The following is an 18,371-nucleotide window of genomic DNA, read 5'->3' on the forward strand; positions in this document are numbered from 1 at the left end:
GTGCAGCGCTCAGCGCGCCAAGATGGTGATACAGGCAACAGCTTCTTCAATGCCCTCAAGACCGCCACCGTTTTCTGCCAGCGCAATCCTTGCGTCAGTCACCTGCCGCAGTCCGGCTTCCCCGCGAAGCTGAGTTACCAACTCATGGACTTGGGCAATACCGGTGGCCCCAACAGGGTGCCCCTTAGACTCCAGGCCGCCGGACGGATTAACGGGAATGCGGCCACCAATCCGGGTATCACCCCGCTCGGCAATCACACCGCCCATGCCGAACTCACAGAAACCGAGGTTTTCTGTCTGAATGATTTCACCCATGGCCGTGGCATCGTGCACCTCGGCCACCGAGATATCTGCTGGGCCAACACCCGCCAGCTCATACGCCTTGCGCGAAGCCAAAGCCGTGCAGTGGTTGGTGTAGTCGTCCTCGCTCCGGTCAGAACCGCTTTGCACCACGGCCGCCAACACCTTGATGGCACGTTTTTCATCGATGTTGAGGCGTTTGAGCGCCGAGCGTGTGCACAGGACGGCCGCTGCTGCGCCGTCAGACACAGGAGAGCACATGGGCAGGGTCAAGGGATAGGTGATCGGCGGCGCAGCAAGCACTTCCTCGATGCTGTAGGCCATCTGGTACTGCGACAGCGGGTTGTGCATGGAATGCGCATGGTTCTTGGACGACACGGCAGCCAACTGGCGCTGCGTCGTCCCGAAGGTGCGCATGTGCGATCGTGCAAACGCGGCATACACGTCCATGAAAACGCTGTACGGCCTGGGTGAGGTACTCCCCTCAGGCACAGCCACGTCGCGTCCCATCTTCATCAGCTCCGCACGGATCTCTTCTGCACGCGAGAGATCCCAGGCACTGTCAAACACCGAGAACATCTTGAGCTTGTCGGTTGAGAACATCTTCTCTGCACCAACGGCCAAAGCGACATCGCCAGCACCCGACTTGAGGTGATTGCAGGCTAGAACGAACGCCGACGAGCCGCTTGCACAAGCGTTTTCGACGTTCACCACCGGAATGCGCCCGATGCCCATTGCCCGTAGCGCAATTTGCCCACGAATCATGTGCTGGCCATCCATATGCCCTTGGGAAGTGTTGCCAAAAAAGGCGGCTTCCAGGTCTTCCTCTTGCAAACCCGCATCCGCCAAAGCAGCTGCAGTGGCCTCACGCGTGAGCGCCTTAATGTCCTTGTCCAGATGCCGACCAAAGGGCGTCATACCGACACCGACCACATAGATATCTTCCATCTTTCTTCTCCTTGGCAGGTTTCATGCAATCCATGCAACCAAAAAATTACTCTATATAAAGTTGTTTTACTTTAAAGTAAAATTAAAAAAAATTTGCTAGGGAAATCCCTTGGCAATCACATTCGCTGCTCAGCGCAGCGGCAGGAATCGCATGCCCCGCATGGTCTCAATATCGCCCTGCGCAGTCACGCCGTACAGGCCACGGGCCACGTTGTGGGGATGAGAGGCGGCTTCGGCCATGTTGAGCACCGGCGCGAAGCAACTGTCAGTGCCCTCCATCAGTGCATTCCAGTGCACACTGGGTTGCGAAGCAAAGCGCTGCGCGATCCGCGCCTTGAGAGACGGCCACGAAGACTTGTCCATCTGCTGCGCGGGATCCACATCCGTCAGCTCCAACTGCTTCAACAGCAAGGCATAGAACGGGGGCTCGATCGCACCGACCGTGATGTATCGGCCGTCGCTGCACAAGTAACGGTCGTAGAAGGGCGAGTCATGGAAGACACTGGGTTCACTGCCGTCCACGCCACCGCCTTGGCGAATCAGCTGCACAAGCGGCGACAGCATGGCCAACACATCCACGATGGCGCCGTCGACTACGCAACCCTGCCCAGTATTCCGGGCGCCAAGCAACGCCGACACCATTCCAAACCCGAGCCCAAGCGCACCGGCAGCATCCCCGACCACCGTAGGCGGAAGCATGGGGGGGTGTCCCGGCTGCTCGGTGAGCGACATCAGCCCCGTAAGAGCGACATAGTTCATGTCGTGCCCGGCTGCCTGGGCCAGCGGCCCATCCTGCCCCCAGCCTGTCATGCGTCCATACACAAGCCGCGGGTTGCGTTCACCGCATACATCGGGGCCCAGACCCAAGCGCTCCATCACACCCGGGCGGTTGCCTTCAATCACTCCGTCGCTTTGCGCGACCAACTCCAGCGCCTGCGCCTTGTCCTCCGCCCGCTTGAGATTTAACGTGACGCGCCGTTTACCACGAGACAAGAGCGCCCCGTCTTTCGGCGTTAGCTCGTCAGGCAGTGAGCCCGCACCGGGCCGCCCAACCACGGTCACGTCCGCACCCATTTGCATCAGCATGAACCCCGCCAAGGGCCCTGGGCCAATTCCCTCGAACTCAACGATCTTGATTCCAAGAAGCGGAGGCATTGGCGATCGCGTCTGAGTTTTCATCAAAAAATTCCACAAATTTAATTTTTTACTCTAAATTAAAATAATTGACTTGATAGTAATGGAAAACCCCATACCCACGAAAACCGAGGCAAAAGCAGAATCGACCCATGAACACACAAGTCACCAATGAAAGACAGATGTCGACGCCGGTTGTTATTTCAGAGGTCCGAAAAGGCAGCATGTGGATCCGCCTGAACCGGCCTGAGGCAATGAACTCACTGACCCCAGAGGTACTTCGAGGGATAGACCAGGCACTCAACGAAGCACAGAACCGGGCGGACGTGAGGTCCGTCGTCTTGACGGGCACTGGCCGGGCCTTCTGCGCAGGCGCCGACCTAAAGTACGTCAAGACACAAACGGGCGAAACTGGCACCATCGGCTTTCTGGACAGCGTTCTGGTCACCATGAACCGCATCGATCGCTTTCCAAAACCCGTGATCGCAGCCCTGAACGGCATCACCCTGGCGGGCGGACTAGAACTGGTGCTCTGCTGTGACCTCGTGCTGGCGGCACGCAGTGCCAAGATTGGCGACGCGCACGCCAACTACGGTCTACTCCCAGGCGGTGGAGGCTCGGTGCGCCTGCCACGAGTTATTGGCCCCACGCGCGCCAAGTACCTTCTATTCACGGGTGACTTCGTGGACGCAGCAGAACTGGTGGAGGCGGGCCTCGTCAACCAGGTGGTGGACGACGACCAACTCGAAAGCGCGACGCAGGCTGTGGCTGACAAGATCGCCAGCAAGAGCCCTCTGGGCCTGCGCCGCATGAAAGCGCTGATCGACGATGGCTTGCAACAGCCCCTGGACACTGCCTTACGGCTGGAGTTGCTGGCATCCGAAGTGCATGCACATAGCGCCGATCTCCACGAAGGCCTGGCCGCCTTCAACGAGAAGCGCGCCCCGCGCTTCACGGGCCACTGAGCCGGCAACGCCATGCGTACGTCCCCGACCACCAACCGATTCGAAGCGCTGCGCGCTTCGCAGCAATTCGCCTACGACCGCGCCCCCTCCATCCGCGCGGTCTATGAGCTTGCGACAATGACACCGCAAGATCTCCAAGGCCCGGCCGACCTCGCGCGACTCGCCGTCACAAGCAAGGATGCACTGCTTGAGAAGCAGCGCCAGTCACCGCCATTCGGTGGGTTTCTGGCGGCCGACGACGCATCCATCCGTCGGGTCTTTGTCTCACCGGGCCCCGTCTACGAACCCCAGTTGTTCGACGACGACACTGGCCACGGTTTTTCGCATGCATTCCGTCAGGCAGGCATCGGCCCGGGTGACCGCGTTCTCAACACATGGTCCTACCATCTTGTGCCAGCCGGCCTTTTGCTGGATGCGGGCATTGCCGCTACCGGAGCAACGCTCATCCCCTGCGGACCCGGCGGCGCCGAACAACAGGCGCAGCTCATCATGGAACTGGGCATCACCTGCATTTGCGCCTCCACATCCTTCTTCGTGACCTTGGTCGAAACGCTTGAGCGCATGGGCTACGACCTGCCTTCTCAATGGAAGGTCCGCTCCGCAATGCTGGGGGGCGAACTGGGTGACTGGATGGGCAAGCGCCGCAGGCTGGAGGAGAAGTACGCCATCCGCACGTTCTCAGCCTACGCCACCGGCGACTTCGGGCTGATTGCCTACGAGGAACCAGGACAAGTGGGCTACACGGTTCAGCCTGACCGGCTTGTCCAGATCTGCGACCCCCGCACCGGCGCTCCCCTTCCCCTGGGCGAACCAGGTCAAATAGTGGTCACCACGCTGGACAGCGGCTGGCCCCTGGTCCGCTTTGGCACAGGCGATGTGGCGCAAGCGCTGACCCATTCACCGGATGGTCTCGTCGAACGCATCAGCATGTTGCAAGGCCGAGTGGGCCAAGGTGTCAAAGTGCGCGAAATTTTCATCTATCCACGCAACGTGGAAGAACTGCTCATCCGGCTCCCTGCTATCGAACGTGCCCAGGTCATCGTTGGAAAACAACAGCATCGGGAAACCGCGACCTTGCGCGCAGTACTGACGCCAGGGGCCTCTCAGGACGCCACACAAAGTGACTTGATGGAAGTATTCAGGCAACTGACCCGCCTGAAGCTCGACTCAGTCGAGTGGCTAGTCCAGGAAGATATGCCCACTGACGCCCCCTTGTTGGTTGACAACAAGCATTGAAATCCTAAAAAGCGTTTGGTCTGATGCACCAGGTGGCTACACCGTCGCTCACCCCATGAAACGATAGTAATGATTGATCCCGCAGCCAATGCACTGACCTACCCATTCGAGCCACCAACACCACGCCACTGGGTCGAGGTCGCCCCTGGTGTGCGCTGGATCCGGCTGTCCATGCCATTCCGGCTCGACCACATCAATGTATGGGCCATAGACACCCATGATGGCTGGGTACTGGTAGATACCGGCCTGAACACCCCCGACACCGTTGCCGACTGGCTGGCCCTCATGGCGCAGGGGCCGCTGGCACGGCCGCTCCAAGGCGTGTACGCCACACACATGCACCCCGACCACATCGGCCTAGCTGGTTGGTTCACGCGTCGCGTTGGTGTGCCGCTGCACATGAGCCGCCTGGAATACCTGACCTGCCGCGTGATGCATGCCGACACTAACCGCGAGGCCCCGCCCGACGGCGTGCTCTTCAATAGGCGCGCCGGCTGGTCGGAGGCAGCCATTGAAAGCTACCGCAGCCGATTCGGCAGCTTTGGCAAACATATCCACGCTCTGCCCGAGAGCTACCGACGCTTGCAGGACGGCGATCACGTCCAGTTGGGTAAGCATGACTGGCGGATCATCACCACCGGCGGCCACTCACCAGAACATGCTTCTCTGTACTGCCCCGATTTGAAGCTACTGATCGCCGGCGATCAGGTACTGCCGAAGATTTCGTCGAATGTGTCGGTGTTCGCCAGCGAGCCACAGGCCAATCCGCTGAAGGAGTGGTATGGGGCGCTCGACAAGCTGATGAGGGATGTTCCCAACGATGTGTTGGTCCTCCCCTCTCACAACGAGCCCTTTTATGGACTGCATGAACGCCTTGAATCGCTCAGGTTGGGTCAAAATAGTGCTCTGGAGCGGCTGCGTCAGTCACTGTCTACCGGACCTCAACGGATCGTCGATGCGTTCGCTGCCCTCTTTAAGCGCGCCATCGGAGAGCAGGATCCGCAGCAACTGAGCCTGGCAACAGGTGAGGCCGTTGCTTGCATGAACTTTCTCATTGCACAGGGCACCGTAGAGTTCATGATGGACGAAAACGGGGTCGCGTGGCACTCAAAAAAGCTTGAAGGCGCTGTCGCCGAGGTCAAACGTTCTCCACGTGCCAACTTTGACTGACCCCGTCTCGATGGGGCGATAGCTATGGCGTCTGCTCTGAAGTCACCCTGCAATCCGCATGAATGCTGAGGCTTCTTGTGTATGCTCATCTCACGCTCACTGGGCGTACATCATGCTTAGCATGCATCGGCGTTCATCGCAGTCGCCAGGAGGCTGCTCGTAAACGGCCGCTATGAACCGCCCCGGGATTTAGGAACTCGTTTGGAGTCCGTTCAATGACTGCTTCGTGGCGAGTAGCGTGAGTCCGGCCACCGGTTGCCACCGTCCGCAACCGCTGCAGAGCCGACTCGAGCGCGGGAGCTCCCTCACGCTTAGGCCCGTGCCACAGGCACATCCTCCCACCGCGTCGTGTACTGCGGCGTGCGCCTCTCCTGCTTCATCCCCCAGCCCTTGCCCTTGTTGGTGCCGCCCGTGGCACCTGAGTGCACGGTGCCTTTGCCATAGCGCTGGTTGAGCGCATCCAGCGCCGCCATCAGCTGGGTTCGGTCCCGGTGGTCTTCATCCTCCAGATCCAGCTCGCCCTGCAGCACATTGCCCGGCACCAGGTCCAGCAGCATCACCCCGGCCTTGGCCATCTTGTAGCCAGGCTCGTACATGCGGCGCATGCCAGCAACAGCCGCCCACACCAGCTTGCCGGTGTCCGCCGTAGGCCGGCGCAGGGGCACCACCACAGACTTGTTAAAGCGCGGGCCTGGGCGGAAGGGGGATGTGTGGCTGAACACCAGCAGCTGGCTGGCCAAGCTGCCCTGCTTGCGCAGCTTCTCCGCCGCGCGGCTGGCGAACTCGCTCACGGCCTCCACCAGCGGCGGCAGCTCGGTCACCGCCTGGCCGAATGACCGGGTGCAGGCGATTTCCCTCTTGGGCTCGGGCGCATCATCCAGCTCTATGCACTGCATGCCCTGCAACTCCCGCACGGTGCGCTCCAGCACCACGCCCCAGCGCCTGCGCACCATAGCCGGGTCCAGCCGAGCCAGGTCCAGCACCGTCTGCACCCCGCACTGATGCAGCTGCGCGCCGATCTTGCGGCCCACGCCCCAGACTTCTTCCACCAGCGTGCTGGCCAACACATCGTCCAAGTCCTGGGCGGGAAGGGCGGTCAGGTTGCACACCTGGGCCAGCTCTGCGGGATAGCTCCCCGGTTTGCGCTCGGCCGTCTTGGCGATGTGGTTGGCCAGCTTTGCCAGCGTCTTGGTGTGACCGATTCCGATCCCGCAAGGTATGCCAGCCCATTGGTGGATGCGCGCACGGATGGCGTGGCTGCGGGTGGTCAGGTCGCCGCGCATGCCCTGCAGGCCGATGAACGACTCATCGATGCTGTAGATCTCCTGTGAGGGGCCCAGACCCGCCGCGAGGCTCATCATCCGATTGCTCATGTCGCCGTACAGCGTGAAGTTGGCACTCAAGGCCACCAGGCCGTGGGTCTCTTCCATATGCCGTATCTGGAACCACGGCGCCCCCATCTTGATTCCCAGGGCTTTGGCCTCATTGCTGCGGGCGATGGCGCAGCCGTCGTTGTTGCTCAGCACCACCACCGGGCGGCCGTTCAGGCTGGGGCGGAACACCCGCTCGCAGCTCACGTAAAAATTGTTGCCATCCACCAGCGCATACATGCTGGCCTCCGTCCATCAGATCAGGTGAGAAACAGCTTCACGCAACCACTCACCACGCCCCACACCTCAATGGTCTGGCTGTCGCGGGGGATGATGTCGGGATAGGTTGGGTTGGCCGCGCGCAGCTTGATCCGGCCGGCACGCTGGTGCAGATACTTCACGGTGCATTCGCCGTCCACAATGGCCACGACGATGCTGTTGTGCTTGGGCTTGATCGCCCGGTCCACTGCGATGATGCTGCCGTCCTCAATGCCCGCGTCCCTCATCGAGTCGCCACGCACGCGCCAGAAGTAGGTGGCCTGGGGATGCTTCACCAGCAGCTGCATGATGTCCAGCCGCTCCACCACGAAATCGTCAGCTGGCGATGGAAACCCCGCGCGCACGCTCACCCCGCACAAGGGCAAGGCCAGCGACTGCGCCGCCGTGTCGTACGGCACGGGTAGCGGGGAGTTCCAAAGACTGTACATATTTACAGTATAGCTCCCTGCTGCCAGAATGTTGCCATGTGTACCTACTACGAGGTCCCGGGCCGCGAGCAGCTGGTGCTGCACTTTGGCGACGTACCCGAAGAGGAATGGCGCGACAAGATGAGTCCGCTGTACCGAGGGCCGTTCCTGCGGGCAAAGGGGGCGGTAGGGCGCGAGCTGGTGGTGGGCCAGTGGGGCATGATCCCGCCGCACTCCAAAACACACATCCCCACCGGCAAGGACGGCAAGCGCCTGAGCACCGTCAACGCTCGGCGCGAAGGGATGGCCAAGTCATGGACCTACGGCGGTCCTTGGCGCAAGGGGCAGCGCTGCATCATCCCCGCCCAGTTGTATGTCGAACCCTACTGGGGGACCAAGAAGCACATCCCCTGGCAGTTCGAGCGGGCCGATGGCGAGCCCTGGGGCCTGGCGGGCCTGTGGAGCGAGTGGACCGACCCGGCCACGGGTGAGGTGCTGCCCAGCTACACCATGATCACGCAGAACTGCGACGACGTGCCGGTTCTCAACCTGATGCACCGGCCTGACCCCAAGCGCGCGCCCGACAAGCAGGACAAGCGCACGGTGGTGCCGCTGGAAAAGGGGGATTGGGATACCTGGCTGCACGGCACCATCGAGCAGGCAGAGGCGCTGATCAAAGTGCCGCCGCTGGAGCTGTTTGTGCATCGGGCGAAGGACCCGGCACAGCAAGTCGAGTTACCTGTTGAGTCAGCATGACGCATGCGTGCAACAGCCGGTACTTGCGCCGACTGGACGCAGCAATATAAATTATTGGGTGTCCGGGCTAACGCGAACCCGGCCGCGTCCGGGTTACCTGGCGCATAGCCGAGTGGTGCGATGCCCCGGCGCCCGACCTGTCCGGCTATCGGCAACGGGAGTAGCTTCAACACTACCCCTGGTGCCAGATGAACAAGATAGCCAAACTCCGTATCCAGTCCGCGCTCATCCAACAATGCCGTTGTTTCTACTGCGGTTTGGCAATGATCGAACCTGCGTTGCCTGAGTTCACGCCCAAAGAACTCAAGCCTAAATTCCAAAAGTACCTTCGTTGCACGGCTGAGCATCTAACTGCTCGCCAGGATCAAGGGCGCGATTCCGCACAAAACATCGTTGCTGCATGTTGGTGGTGCAACACTCGGCGACACAAAGGGCGTGAGGAGAATGCGCCAAATCCACAGAAATATCGGCAACGGGTGCAAAGCTTGATGAAAAAGGGCCGTTGGCACCCAGTTAGCGCGATAGCTGCCGCTTTCCGAGCCAACGCCTACGGAGTGGGCGAGCCTTCAAAACCAAGGGCAAGCGTGACTTCAGCAAAACTGACGAACCTGCAGGCGTTCCCGCAAGGCGGCTTGTGAATGCCTGCGTATCTGGCAGACCAACTGTTTGAGTTGGATTAAAGCAGTTGCGGGACTTCCATGGCGGTGGCACTTCGCGCGGTGCGGGTGCTGCTGCCATGGGAAGTATTAATTGAATCGCAGGGGCGGGCAGGCAGATCGGGCTCCCTTTGGGGGCCCTCTCTGTTAGTGGACTCCATCTCTGCAAGCAGCTGTAAAACCCTGCGGGATCCGAGCATTCGGGCCAGAAGCGAGAGGTGAACGGTGCTCCAATCGGGCTCCGTCAAATTCGACTCGAATGCCTCTTCTGTGAATCGCTTCCTCTCTTGGCCAGGCCGTGTGCGCCTGGCAGCTGTGCTGGCCCTGTCTCTCGTCAGCGTTGCTCTCCCGAATCTTTCCTGGGCGCGGTCTCCGCAGTTCGACAGCACAGCCCTGCTCACACCCGAGCCCAGCTCCTTTGCGCAGTGTCCGCAGTTCTTTGCGAACGGCGCGCCACCCGCCATCACGCCCCGGCCGCAGCTGCGCGAGCTTTGCTATGAAGCCTTTGCGGTCCTGCACTCTGGCGCCACAAAGACACCGGTGTTTGTGGCCCAGCGGTTGAACCGCAGGCTCATCGAGGATGCCGATGAGAAGCGGGCCAAGCGGTTCTTTGCAGATGCGCGACTCCCGAGTGGCGAGCGGGCGGAGCTGGAGGATTACAAAAACTCAGGCTATAGCCGTGGGCACATGGCCCCTGCAGGAGATATGCCAACGCCAACGGCCATGGCGCAAAGCTTCAGCTTGGCGAACATGGTTCCCCAAAACGCTCAGCACAACGGGGGCGCCTGGAACAAGATCGAGCAGGACACGCGGCACTATGTGAAGCGGGCCAAGGGAGATGTGTTTGTGATCACGGGGCCGGTGTTCACGGATGCGGGGCCACGTATTGGGGCCAATGGGGTGAAGGTGCCGACCTATCTGTACAAGCTGGTCTATGACGCCACGACCAACAAGGCCTGGGCGCATTGGCAGGAGAATCGCGAGGGCGAGACGGTGGGGCGGCCGATCAGCTACCAGGAGCTGGTGAAGAGAACCGGAGTGGAGTTTTTGCCAAGAAGTGCACTGCAGCATTGAGTGGTAGCAAGAGCCGTGTCAGGGGCGGCGGTATAAATCGGTCCTTTCCAACCTCTACACGCGAGCATCCATGAACCGCGCAGAACTCGTTGAAATCCTGGCTTCCAAGAATGATCTGTCCAAGGCCGCAGCCAATGCGGTGCTGGAAACGCTGATCGACACCATCCAGACCGCCGTCAAGAAGGGCGACGCCGTTCAGCTGGTGGGCTTTGGCACCTTCAAGTCCGCCAAGCGTGCAGCACGCACGGGCAAGAACCCATCGACTGGTGCTGCGCTCAAGATCCCTGCGAGCACGGTGCCGAAGTTTGTGGCGGGTGCGAAGTTCAAGGCGGTGGTGGACCCCAAGGCTGCCAAGCGCAAGGCGGACAAGGCTGGGAAGTAAGTACAGCGTTCTCGGTCGCTACCAAAACAAACCGCCACAGGCTCTTGCCGCTGGCGGTTTTGTTTTTGGGGGGCGCAGAAGGATTGCGACACCGGCTGTGCACCAGATACACCAAGGTGCGCTACCGGGGGCTGAAGAAGAACACGCTGCAGCTCAAGACGCTGTTTGCGCTGTCCAATCTGTGGATGGTGCGCCACCAATTGCTGGGGGCGCAGGGATGAGTGCGCCTGAAAACAGGCAAGGGGCCGCGAAAGCGGTGCAAGCGCCCCGAAATGGGGCCGCAAAACAAGGCTCAAGTGCTGCCAAAACGGCATCCATCGCCTCATCTGAAAACATCGGACTTGTAGCACTCACGAATCCGAGTTATTCAGGACATCCTTAGAGCAACGCGATCCATTCGACGTTGAGAACACCAGAGTACCCCATGGTTGAAGTATTTGAGCAATTCTTCTTGGGAAAAATTTCAAAAATACCGTTGACACATTCCATAACGCCATAGGGCACGTGCGAGATGCAGGCGTCCACGGGCTCGCCGCCGATGGTGGCCAGGATCGAGTGCCGCAGCGCGTTGAAGCCCATGCGCAGGTCCAGGCCGTGGGCGAGGATGCCTAGCTCGCGCGCCACCTCCACCGAGGTGCCGCTGCCCGCCATGGGATCGCAGAAGCTGCGGGGCCGCAGCATCTCGAACAAGGCGCGGTAGACATGGCCGGAGCAATTGCCCCGGTAGCGCGCGTTGCCCCATGGGCCGCGCTCTGGAAAGCTGAGGATGGATGACATGGCCGGATGGCTCCTTTGCGCGTCCAGTCTCCCGCGCGCCGCCTTCATTTCAAGCGCGGCGGCGCCTGCGGACGCGACGATCCCCCGGCAGCCGAGCTGCGCGGGGGATCCACGGTTCGTCGATGTCCTGCCAGGGACGGCTATCCGCCCTTCTCCGACGCCATGCGCTCCCGCATCTCCTCGACGAAGGCGAGCGGCTGCATCAGCCCGTACCGTGCGAGGCGCACGGGAATGTCCTCGGCGGCCAGCTCACCGTTCTCGATTCGCCGGCACAGGAAGTCAGCGATCTCGTCCTCGGACAAGGCGGCGGCGTCCGGGTCCCCGGGCTGCTCCGCGCCGAGGATCTCCGCGTCGGTGACCGAGACGCCGACGGTCCGCGAATGGAATCCCCAGTCGAGGCGCCCGACGAACTCGGCGAGACTCGCTCCCGCCGCGACGCGGACCTGCAGCGCCACCGTCAGATGGACGCAGGCCTTCACCGGCGCTTCCTCGTACCAGCGCCAGCGCGCGAACGCGAGGGCCTCGTCGGTGATGTCCGCCACGTCGTCCACGCCGAAGAACTCGCACACCGATTCCACGAGGGTGACCCGGAAAGGACCGTTCCACGCCACGTGCGCCTGCCCCACCGCGTCGCTGCTATCCCGGTTGTCGCGCAGCGCGCGCAGCTCTCCGCCCGCCATGCGTAGCACGTGGCCGGTCGCGTCGAACTCGAGCGCTTCGCACTCCACCGCCTCCTCCCTTGCGCTCCAGTATTCCTTGTGGAAGGTCCCGGTGATGCGGCGGTTCGTCACGCTCGCCAGCAGTCGGCCGTCGCGCTCCACGGTGAAGGTCGAGCACTCGCCGACCGGGATGCCTCCCATCAACTCTTCTGCGAGGCCGATCGCCTCGCAGAGTGTGCCCAGGTCGTCATAGCGACCGCCATCTTGAAAAACGCCATATCGAGGCATGTCCATCTCCTTGTTCATTGCGCCGCGTCAGCGCAGCGGGACGGAAGCTAGCAACGCATCCAGCGCGCGGCCGTGCAGCGAACAGAAGCGCTCGCAGTGCTCCGCCACATGGCGCTCGAGCCCCGCCCGGCGCGCCAGCGCCAGCAGTTGCAGCACGGCCTCCGAGGGCACGAACCGCAGTTCGCGCCGCCGCTCATCGACCCACACGATGGGGCCGCATCCGGCGCCGGGCCGGGCGGCCTCGACGCCGTCGATCTCCCGGGAGAACCTGGCGCACACGGCGTCGAGCCAGAGCACCTGGTTGTTCCTCAGCCACGCCGTACCGTCATCGAGCCCGTGCGCGCCCGTGAGCAGGTCGCCCGCACGCCGCCACACTTCCTCCAGCATCTGGCTGTGCGAAAGCACCCCGGCTTGGCGGTCGCTGATCCAAAGCCAGGACAGCACCCACGCGCCGCCCTCTCCGCGCGCCGTGGCCGTGTGGACGTCGATCCGGATGTCCGCGTTCGACGCCGTGGCTTCGCGGGCCGCCGAGACATACGGGTCGTCTTCGGGCGCGGCGAGCACTTGGAGGCACTCGCCGATGGTCAGGCCGTCGCGGCGCAGCGCGTTCAGCGCTCGCGCGCGCGCCGTCCCGCGGTTCGCCTCGGCATCCTCTGCGTCCTCGCCCGGCCTACGCTGGTGCTCGGTCTCGCGCAGGCAGCGCCGCGCCTGGGCGACCAGGTCCCAGCAACTGGCGCTGGCGGCCTTGCCGTCGTCGGCGGCGTACCTCAGCGCGTACGCCAGGAGGCTGTCGACAAGATCTCTCATGTCGTTGCTCATGTGATTTCTCCTTCAGGAAGTGAAGGGGCGGCCTGCCCCCGAGGGGCACGGCGCCCCGGGGGGTGATCGATGACGCCGCGGCGGCGCCTTGCCGCCTACGGCCTTTTGTGCCCAGCCCGTACGCCGGGACTGAACGGATGTGAAGTGCCACGGCGCCACGCCCCGGATGGGACAGTGGCCGGCCGCGGCAGCCGTTGCGCGGCTAGTGCGCCGCGGCGCCCAGGCGCACCACCGTGGACAGCACCGTGTCCTCCAGGGTCTCCTCGGCATACGCATGGCCGATGAAGCCCCAGCATTCCTCGTCGCGGTCCTCGATGCGCCGTCCGGTGGCGCGGTCTAGCACGTAGACGACGACGCCGTAGACCTCGCCGTTGACCCAGGCGTTGTATTCCTCCAGCACGGCCTGGCAGTAGCGCGTGGCCTCCTCGGCGAGCGTGGCCGCGAGCTCGGCCGGCGCGAGGCTCAGGCCGCGCGCGTCGGCCCACGCGGCCAGAGGGCCGGCCTCGGTCGCATGGTCACCGTCCCAGGTGTGCCCGCCGTCGTTGGAATGGCGAACGACCGGCGGTTCGTTCCCGCCGCCGGTGGCGCCGAACCAGCGCACCTCGCCGCCGCCCAGCGCCCGCAGCACGTTGCAACGGATGTTGTCCTCGGCCTGCTGGTCCGGCACCCAGATGGCGCCGCCGCGCGTCGTGTCCCAGGGGCATTGCATGCCCTGACCCGCGACGCTGTAGACCACGCCACCATGCTCGTAGATGTCGAGCAGGACGGCGAGCGGGCTGCCGATGCGGCCCGCGGCGCGGGCGCGCTTCCACGCGGCCTCGGCCTCGCGCTCGTCGAGCAGGCTGGACAGGTCCTTGAGCTTGTCGCGCCAGGCCTGCGGCAGCTCGGCCCACCACGGCACGTCGAGGAACCACTGCGCCACGTAGTCCAGCGCGTACGCCCAGCCTTCCTGGTGGATGGCCTGCGCGACCGTCTTGAGGACCGCGTCCCAGCTGGCGGCCGCCCGGCCACGGCTGCGCAGCAGATTGCCGAGTGTCGCCATCAGCGAACGGTTCGAACGGATCGACGCGCAGACCTGTCCGGCCAGGAGGTCGGACACGCATTCCGCGGCGAGGTCCTTGTTGCCCTCGCCGTCGCGGCCCAGCGCCTCGAAAAAGGACGCCTCCTCGCCAGGGCGCGCGCGGCGCCCGCGGTGGTACAGGCTGCCGTTGCCCTGGTCTTCGGTCAGGGGGTTGCAGTGCCCGGCATCGTCGTCGTGGCACAGGCCGCCGGCCACGATGAATTGCTCCATCACGACCATGCGGGCCTCGGTGTCGGGCTCCAGGCGGCATCCGGCCTTGACGTCGATCCCTTCGTCCGCATCGGCCGCGCCGCCGGGGGCGACTTCGGACAGCGACTCGCGTGCTGCCTCGACGCCAGGCAGTGCCAGCGCGCGGCTGGTGAACGGAACTCCTTCCACGGCAACGACCGTCTCCGGCCGCAGGTTGGAAAGAGCCATGACTTGGTGCTTGTTCATTGACGGTCCCATTGAACAGGTCGCGGGGCCGCCCCCTGCGGGAGTGCGTCCCGCGGGGGTTGAAACATGTCCGGCGCCCGATCGGCGCGTCGGACGGCGATGAAGGTCTGGCGCCCGGTCCGCGCACGGCGGTCCGGTGCCCAGAGCGAAGGCCGGCAGGCGCCGGCCAGGGCGGGCCGAGCCGCCGCGTACGCAGGCAAGCCCAGCCCGGAAAAATCGAGGCCATCCGGCATTGGCCGATGCAACGCCGGCGGCGCCTGTGCCTGTCCCGACCGGATCAGCCCAGCGGGATCACGGTCAGAACCGCGTCCAGCGTCCTGCCGTACTGCGCGCAGAAGCGCTCGCAATGTTCGGCGAGCTTCGGCGCCAGGCCGGCCTTCCTGGCGAGCCCAAGCAGATGCAGCAGCGCCTCGGAAGGAACGAACCACAGGGCGCTCCCCGTCTCGTCGACCCACAGGATGGCGCCGGGTTCGGCCGTGGGCCGTACCGACGTGATCGCATCGATCTCTTCGGCATGGTGGGTGACCAGTTCCTCCAGCCAGAGGAGCTGGTTCTCGCGCAGCGCGAAGGTCTCCTTGTCGAGGCCGTGGACGGCGGCGAGGGCCTGGCCCGCGTGCTCGGCCAGTTCCTCCAGCATCTCGCTGTGCGAGAGAACGCCGGCCTGGTGGTCGCTGACCCACAGCCACGCCAGGACCCAGGCGCCGCCGTCGCCGACCGAGGTGGTCGTCTCGTCGTCGATCTCCACGTCGTCGTCCCATCGGATGGCCTCGCGGGCCGCAGTGACGTAGGGATCGTCATTGGGGACGGCCAGCGTCCTGATGCACTCGCCAATGGCCAGGCCATCGGTCCGCAGCGCCGCGAGGGCCGCGGCGCGATGGCTACCGGCGGTCTCGGGGCATGCGCATGCCGCTGACGGCGGTGCTGTGCCCGCAGGCACCTCGCGGGGCTCAGTGCCGGAAGCGCCCGGGTTCGATTCGGGATGGGTCATGGTGGCTCCTTGAAGAACGCGCGGGGCCACGCCGATCCCTTCGGGGAAGTGGCAGCTTCCCGCGGAAAGGGTAAGACGATCCCGCATGCGCAGGCACGCGGGACACAAAGAAACGGGCCATCCTGGAAAGGGATGCCGCGGGTCGGGTGTCGGGCCGTCCATCGGAAGGGCGGCGGGGTCGCACAACGGGCGGGAGTCCGTGGTCTCTGAGGGCTGCGATTCGCTGGATCGACCAGCGGGCTGGCAGCTTGCCCACGCCGGTGCATGGCACCGCAAGCGCGTTCACTCTATCACTGGCCACCACTTCCTTCAATCCTTACGCAGGGCCTCGCGGCTGGCGGACGCCCGCCACCACGCCCGGGCGATGCACGCCGGGTGGTCACGGCGGCGGCGCACTGTTTCAGCGGGACGAGCGCCGCGGCGTGCGGAAGGTGATCGACCACCGCAGCACCCTCACCGGCACTGCCCGCAGCGCTGGAGGGAGGGCGGGGAGCTGGGCCACGACTACGCCACGGTCGGCCTGACGCTGCGCAGCCACCCGCTGGCGCTGCTGCGCCCTGCCCTGGCCCGGCGCCAGTTGGCCAGGGCGGCCGACCTCGAGGACGTGCCCGACGGCCGTTTCGTGCGCTGCGCCGGCATCGGCACGGTGCGCCGGCAGCCGGAGGCGGCCAACGGCACCATCTTCGTCAGCCTCGAGGCCGAGACCGGCAACGTGCAGGTCACCGTGTGGAAGTCGCTGCGGGAAAAGCAGCGGCCCGAGGTGCTGCGCTCGCGCCTGGCCGCGGTGTACGGGAAATGGCAGCGCGAGGGCGACGTGAAGAACCTCGTCGCGCACCGGCTGGCCGACCTCACGCCGCTGCTGGGGCGGCTGGCGACGACGTCGCGGGATTTCCGTTGAAGGCCGCGCCGCATCGCCACCCGAACCGCCCGCGTACTGGGGCGGTTTCGCGGGCATGCGCGCTGCGCCGCGCCGCGTGCCGCCGGCGATGCCCACAATGACCTCGCGCGCTGTCTCCTTCAAGGAGGCGCCTCCCGGCCCTGGCCGGGCGCCGCAGACGTCACCTGCCCCGACCTGAGCGCGACCCGCGCTCGCCGACTCCCCTGGGAACACCGCTTCCCTGGGGAGGCGGGTGTTCCCCTTTTCACCTGGAGAACACCATGCCCACTCCCGACCATGCCGGTGCCGATGCGGCACCGGACCGAGACCCCTCCGACCTCGAAGAGGTCCTCGGCGACGACGACGCGCAGCTCGTCGTGGACGCCCTCTACCGCCTGCGCGCGGACAAGCTCGAAGCGCTGCAGAGCGTCCAGGCCGAAGGCCTGTGCCCCGGAGGCCGCCCCTTCGAGCCGCAGGACTTCGGCATCCCGCAGATGAACCGCCTGCTGGCCCGCCTGGGTGCGGAGCCAGTCGACGAGACCTCCCCAGCGACGGAGCACTGACATGGGCCCGACCCCCTACCGGTACCTCCCCCTCTGGGCCAAGGTGGCCATCGAGCGGCTGGACGCCTGCGCCGAGCTGCGCACCGAGGCGATGCTCGACGAATTGCTCGACGGCTACGCGAGGACCTACGGAGAAGCCGTCGATGCGCAGAACCGCGAATCGGCCCGGCACATCTGCCGCCGCCGCTTCCTGGGCTCGTACAGCGAGCCGCCCCAGAGCGAGCCCGTCCCGCCCGGCACCCTGCGACTGGTGCGACTCGCCCGGGAGGGCGCGCTGGGCATCGGAGACCTCGTCGCGACGCAACGGCTGGGCGAATGCGAGGTCGCCCGCGTCCACACGCCGAACGCGATCGAGGTGCGCGCACTGGCCACCGGCCGGCACTACCTGATCAGCGGCCTGCATTTCGGGCCGGACGCCCGCGTCGTGGACCCCGGGAAGCCTCCCGGCACGCCGCGCCCCTGAAGCCACATCCACCGGCGGGCAGGCATCGCCTGGCCGCCTTCCGTTGCAAGGAGTACCGCATGTCCATTCCCAGCGCCATCGAAGGCGCGATGAATCTCTGGAACTCGGTGGAGACGGCGCTTCGCGCCGCCAACCCCGGCGCCAGCCACGAAGCACTTTTCCAGGCCACGGCCGAGGCCATGAACCAGGCCCTCGGCCTGGGGTGGAACGGCACGCGCGTCGTGTTCGACGACGGCACCTACAGCGTGCGGGTCAGCCGCGTGCTGGCGACCATCGCGCAGGGGGGCGGCGCCCGGTTCAGCGTGCCCGCAGGCCACGCCTGGTTCGACCGGTGCGCGCAGGCACGCACCGCCCGCGCCGCCGAAGCCCTCTATGCCGAGCTGCTGGCGCTGTCGGGTCCCTGAGCGGTCTGCCGACGCCACCCCGCCCCGGCCGCTGCGCGTGCCGCGCCCCCGAGCGCTGCCGCCACGCGCAATGCCCCGTCTACGGGGGCCATTGCGCGGGCGAGCGGTGGGCGGCGGCTTCCTGCAGCGGCGGGAGCCGCCCACAATCTGCTGGTCCCTTGCTTCCGCGCCTTCCTGCGGAAGCCCTCCCGGCCGACGCCGGGCGCCGCAGGCGTTATCTGCACCAGAGACCGCGGGCGCATCGCGCCCTCTTTCCCACGGGAATGCTGCTTCCCGCTGGGGTCGCGGCGTTCCCTGCCCATCTGCAAGGAGAACTCCATGACCCATCCTGTCCACGGCC

Annotated in this window: 18 protein-coding genes and 3 pseudogenes; 12 read left to right on the top strand and 9 right to left on the bottom strand. The window is 64.8% G+C overall.

Features of this window, described 5'->3' with window-relative positions; genetic code table 11:
- Positions 1-9 precede the first annotated feature (9 nt).
- Together AC1RDS_RS13650 and AC1RDS_RS13655 are read right to left on the bottom strand one after the other, a co-directional pair.
- Positions 10-1,248, bottom strand: a complete 1,239-nt coding sequence (locus tag AC1RDS_RS13650; RefSeq protein WP_066788812.1) for a thiolase family protein — start codon at positions 1,246-1,248, stop codon at positions 10-12.
- Between the two features lie 129 nt (positions 1,249-1,377).
- Complete coding sequence (locus AC1RDS_RS13655; RefSeq protein ID WP_421563350.1) at positions 1,378-2,427, bottom strand: CaiB/BaiF CoA transferase family protein; 1,050 nt, start codon at positions 2,425-2,427, stop codon at positions 1,378-1,380.
- A gap of 137 nt (positions 2,428-2,564) precedes the next feature.
- On the opposite strand from AC1RDS_RS13655, the gene AC1RDS_RS13660 reads away from it, so the two are divergent.
- From AC1RDS_RS13660 to AC1RDS_RS13670, 3 genes are all read left to right on the top strand, one after another.
- Positions 2,565-3,347: an enoyl-CoA hydratase/isomerase family protein gene (locus tag AC1RDS_RS13660; RefSeq protein WP_067511708.1), complete on the top strand. Its 783-nt coding sequence runs from the start codon at positions 2,565-2,567 to the stop codon at positions 3,345-3,347.
- A gap of 12 nt (positions 3,348-3,359) precedes the next feature.
- Complete coding sequence (locus AC1RDS_RS13665) at positions 3,360-4,583, top strand: phenylacetate--CoA ligase family protein (protein WP_066788308.1); 1,224 nt, start codon at positions 3,360-3,362, stop codon at positions 4,581-4,583.
- Between the two features lie 69 nt (positions 4,584-4,652).
- Positions 4,653-5,753: an MBL fold metallo-hydrolase gene (locus AC1RDS_RS13670; RefSeq protein WP_066788307.1), complete on the top strand. Its 1,101-nt coding sequence runs from the start codon at positions 4,653-4,655 to the stop codon at positions 5,751-5,753.
- A 311-nt stretch (positions 5,754-6,064) separates the two neighbouring features.
- Here the strand turns inward: AC1RDS_RS13670 and AC1RDS_RS13675 are convergent, their stop codons facing one another.
- Entirely contained in the window at positions 6,065-7,363 is a 1,299-nt protein-coding gene (locus AC1RDS_RS13675) for a Y-family DNA polymerase (protein WP_260668950.1), read from the bottom strand.
- A 20-nt stretch (positions 7,364-7,383) separates the two neighbouring features.
- Complete coding sequence (locus tag AC1RDS_RS13680) at positions 7,384-7,830, bottom strand: LexA family protein (protein ID WP_057228325.1); 447 nt, start codon at positions 7,828-7,830, stop codon at positions 7,384-7,386.
- Between the two features lie 36 nt (positions 7,831-7,866).
- Between AC1RDS_RS13680 and AC1RDS_RS13685 the strand changes: the two genes are divergently transcribed.
- From AC1RDS_RS13685 to AC1RDS_RS13705, 5 genes and pseudogenes are all read left to right on the top strand, one after another.
- Positions 7,867-8,565, top strand: coding sequence for an SOS response-associated peptidase (locus tag AC1RDS_RS13685; protein ID WP_066786906.1), 699 nt, complete (start codon positions 7,867-7,869; stop codon positions 8,563-8,565).
- 188 nt (positions 8,566-8,753) lie between these two features.
- Complete coding sequence (locus AC1RDS_RS13690) at positions 8,754-9,203, top strand: HNH endonuclease (protein ID WP_082759142.1); 450 nt, start codon at positions 8,754-8,756, stop codon at positions 9,201-9,203.
- Between the two features lie 411 nt (positions 9,204-9,614).
- Positions 9,615-10,295: a DNA/RNA non-specific endonuclease gene (locus tag AC1RDS_RS13695; protein ID WP_260669001.1), complete on the top strand. Its 681-nt coding sequence runs from the start codon at positions 9,615-9,617 to the stop codon at positions 10,293-10,295.
- A 55-nt stretch (positions 10,296-10,350) separates the two neighbouring features.
- Positions 10,351-10,677 (top strand): annotated as a pseudogene (locus tag AC1RDS_RS13700) (HU family DNA-binding protein); the annotation flags it as partial.
- Between the two features lie 107 nt (positions 10,678-10,784).
- A pseudogene (locus tag AC1RDS_RS13705) lies at positions 10,785-10,898 on the top strand (IS5/IS1182 family transposase); the annotation flags it as partial.
- A gap of 157 nt (positions 10,899-11,055) precedes the next feature.
- On the opposite strand, the gene AC1RDS_RS13710 reads toward AC1RDS_RS13705, so the two are convergent.
- From AC1RDS_RS13710 to AC1RDS_RS13730, 5 genes are all read right to left on the bottom strand, one after another.
- Positions 11,056-11,454 carry a hypothetical protein gene (locus AC1RDS_RS13710; RefSeq protein ID WP_492227104.1) on the bottom strand — a complete coding sequence of 133 codons (399 nt, stop codon included), beginning with the start codon at positions 11,452-11,454 and terminating at the stop codon, positions 11,056-11,058.
- 140 nt (positions 11,455-11,594) lie between these two features.
- The gene (locus tag AC1RDS_RS13715; RefSeq protein WP_242455313.1) at positions 11,595-12,419 is read right to left on the bottom strand and encodes a hypothetical protein; all 825 of its coding nucleotides are present in this window, start codon (positions 12,417-12,419) and stop codon (positions 11,595-11,597) included.
- Between the two features lie 9 nt (positions 12,420-12,428).
- Positions 12,429-13,220 carry a hypothetical protein gene (locus tag AC1RDS_RS13720; RefSeq protein ID WP_059400412.1) on the bottom strand — a complete coding sequence of 264 codons (792 nt, stop codon included), beginning with the start codon at positions 13,218-13,220 and terminating at the stop codon, positions 12,429-12,431.
- A gap of 202 nt (positions 13,221-13,422) precedes the next feature.
- Positions 13,423-14,736 carry a hypothetical protein gene (locus AC1RDS_RS13725; protein WP_059400411.1) on the bottom strand — a complete coding sequence of 438 codons (1,314 nt, stop codon included), beginning with the start codon at positions 14,734-14,736 and terminating at the stop codon, positions 13,423-13,425.
- 277 nt (positions 14,737-15,013) lie between these two features.
- Positions 15,014-15,724 (bottom strand): hypothetical protein, encoded by a 711-nt coding sequence (locus tag AC1RDS_RS13730; protein WP_059400410.1) that lies wholly within the window; start codon positions 15,722-15,724, stop codon positions 15,014-15,016.
- Positions 15,725-16,205: 481 nt separating this feature from the next.
- Between AC1RDS_RS13730 and AC1RDS_RS13735 the strand changes: the two are divergent.
- The 4 genes and pseudogenes from AC1RDS_RS13735 to AC1RDS_RS13750 all read left to right on the top strand — a co-directional run.
- Positions 16,206-16,622 (top strand): annotated as a pseudogene (locus AC1RDS_RS13735) (error-prone DNA polymerase); the annotation flags it as partial.
- Positions 16,623-16,882: 260 nt separating this feature from the next.
- Positions 16,883-17,164 (top strand): hypothetical protein, encoded by a 282-nt coding sequence (locus AC1RDS_RS13740; RefSeq protein WP_059400408.1) that lies wholly within the window; start codon positions 16,883-16,885, stop codon positions 17,162-17,164.
- A 1-nt stretch (position 17,165) separates the two neighbouring features.
- Positions 17,166-17,627 (top strand): hypothetical protein, encoded by a 462-nt coding sequence (locus tag AC1RDS_RS13745; RefSeq protein ID WP_059400407.1) that lies wholly within the window; start codon positions 17,166-17,168, stop codon positions 17,625-17,627.
- 59 nt (positions 17,628-17,686) lie between these two features.
- The gene (locus AC1RDS_RS13750; protein WP_059400406.1) at positions 17,687-18,031 is read left to right on the top strand and encodes a hypothetical protein; all 345 of its coding nucleotides are present in this window, start codon (positions 17,687-17,689) and stop codon (positions 18,029-18,031) included.
- Positions 18,032-18,371 lie beyond the last annotated feature (340 nt).

The sequence above is a fragment of the Acidovorax sp. GW823-FHT02H02 genome (genome assembly GCF_058797075.1).

Excerpts from the sequence above, each read along its gene's own strand:
- AC1RDS_RS13740 (WP_059400408.1), top strand. The coding sequence starts at position 16,883 with ATGCCCACTCCCGACCATGCCGGTGCCGATGCGGCACCGGACCGAGAC.
- AC1RDS_RS13685 (WP_066786906.1), top strand. The coding sequence starts at position 7,867 with ATGTGTACCTACTACGAGGTCCCGGGCCGCGAGCAGCTGGTGCTGCAC.
- AC1RDS_RS13655 (WP_421563350.1), bottom strand. The coding sequence starts at position 2,427 with ATGAAAACTCAGACGCGATCGCCAATGCCTCCGCTTCTTGGAATCAAG.
- AC1RDS_RS13650 (WP_066788812.1), bottom strand. The coding sequence starts at position 1,248 with ATGGAAGATATCTATGTGGTCGGTGTCGGTATGACGCCCTTTGGTCGG.
- AC1RDS_RS13675 (WP_260668950.1), bottom strand. The coding sequence starts at position 7,363 with ATGTATGCGCTGGTGGATGGCAACAATTTTTACGTGAGCTGCGAGCGG.
- AC1RDS_RS13690 (WP_082759142.1), top strand. The coding sequence starts at position 8,754 with ATGAACAAGATAGCCAAACTCCGTATCCAGTCCGCGCTCATCCAACAA.
- AC1RDS_RS13680 (WP_057228325.1), bottom strand. The coding sequence starts at position 7,830 with ATGTACAGTCTTTGGAACTCCCCGCTACCCGTGCCGTACGACACGGCG.
- AC1RDS_RS13670 (WP_066788307.1), top strand. The coding sequence starts at position 4,653 with ATGATTGATCCCGCAGCCAATGCACTGACCTACCCATTCGAGCCACCA.
- AC1RDS_RS13745 (WP_059400407.1), top strand. The coding sequence starts at position 17,166 with ATGGGCCCGACCCCCTACCGGTACCTCCCCCTCTGGGCCAAGGTGGCC.
- AC1RDS_RS13730 (WP_059400410.1), bottom strand. The coding sequence starts at position 15,724 with ATGACCCATCCCGAATCGAACCCGGGCGCTTCCGGCACTGAGCCCCGC.
- AC1RDS_RS13715 (WP_242455313.1), bottom strand. The coding sequence starts at position 12,419 with ATGAACAAGGAGATGGACATGCCTCGATATGGCGTTTTTCAAGATGGC.
- AC1RDS_RS13660 (WP_067511708.1), top strand. The coding sequence starts at position 2,565 with ATGTCGACGCCGGTTGTTATTTCAGAGGTCCGAAAAGGCAGCATGTGG.
- AC1RDS_RS13710 (WP_492227104.1), bottom strand. The coding sequence starts at position 11,454 with ATGTCATCCATCCTCAGCTTTCCAGAGCGCGGCCCATGGGGCAACGCG.
- AC1RDS_RS13725 (WP_059400411.1), bottom strand. The coding sequence starts at position 14,736 with ATGAACAAGCACCAAGTCATGGCTCTTTCCAACCTGCGGCCGGAGACG.
- AC1RDS_RS13750 (WP_059400406.1), top strand. The coding sequence starts at position 17,687 with ATGTCCATTCCCAGCGCCATCGAAGGCGCGATGAATCTCTGGAACTCG.
- AC1RDS_RS13720 (WP_059400412.1), bottom strand. The coding sequence starts at position 13,220 with ATGAGCAACGACATGAGAGATCTTGTCGACAGCCTCCTGGCGTACGCG.
- AC1RDS_RS13665 (WP_066788308.1), top strand. The coding sequence starts at position 3,360 with ATGCGTACGTCCCCGACCACCAACCGATTCGAAGCGCTGCGCGCTTCG.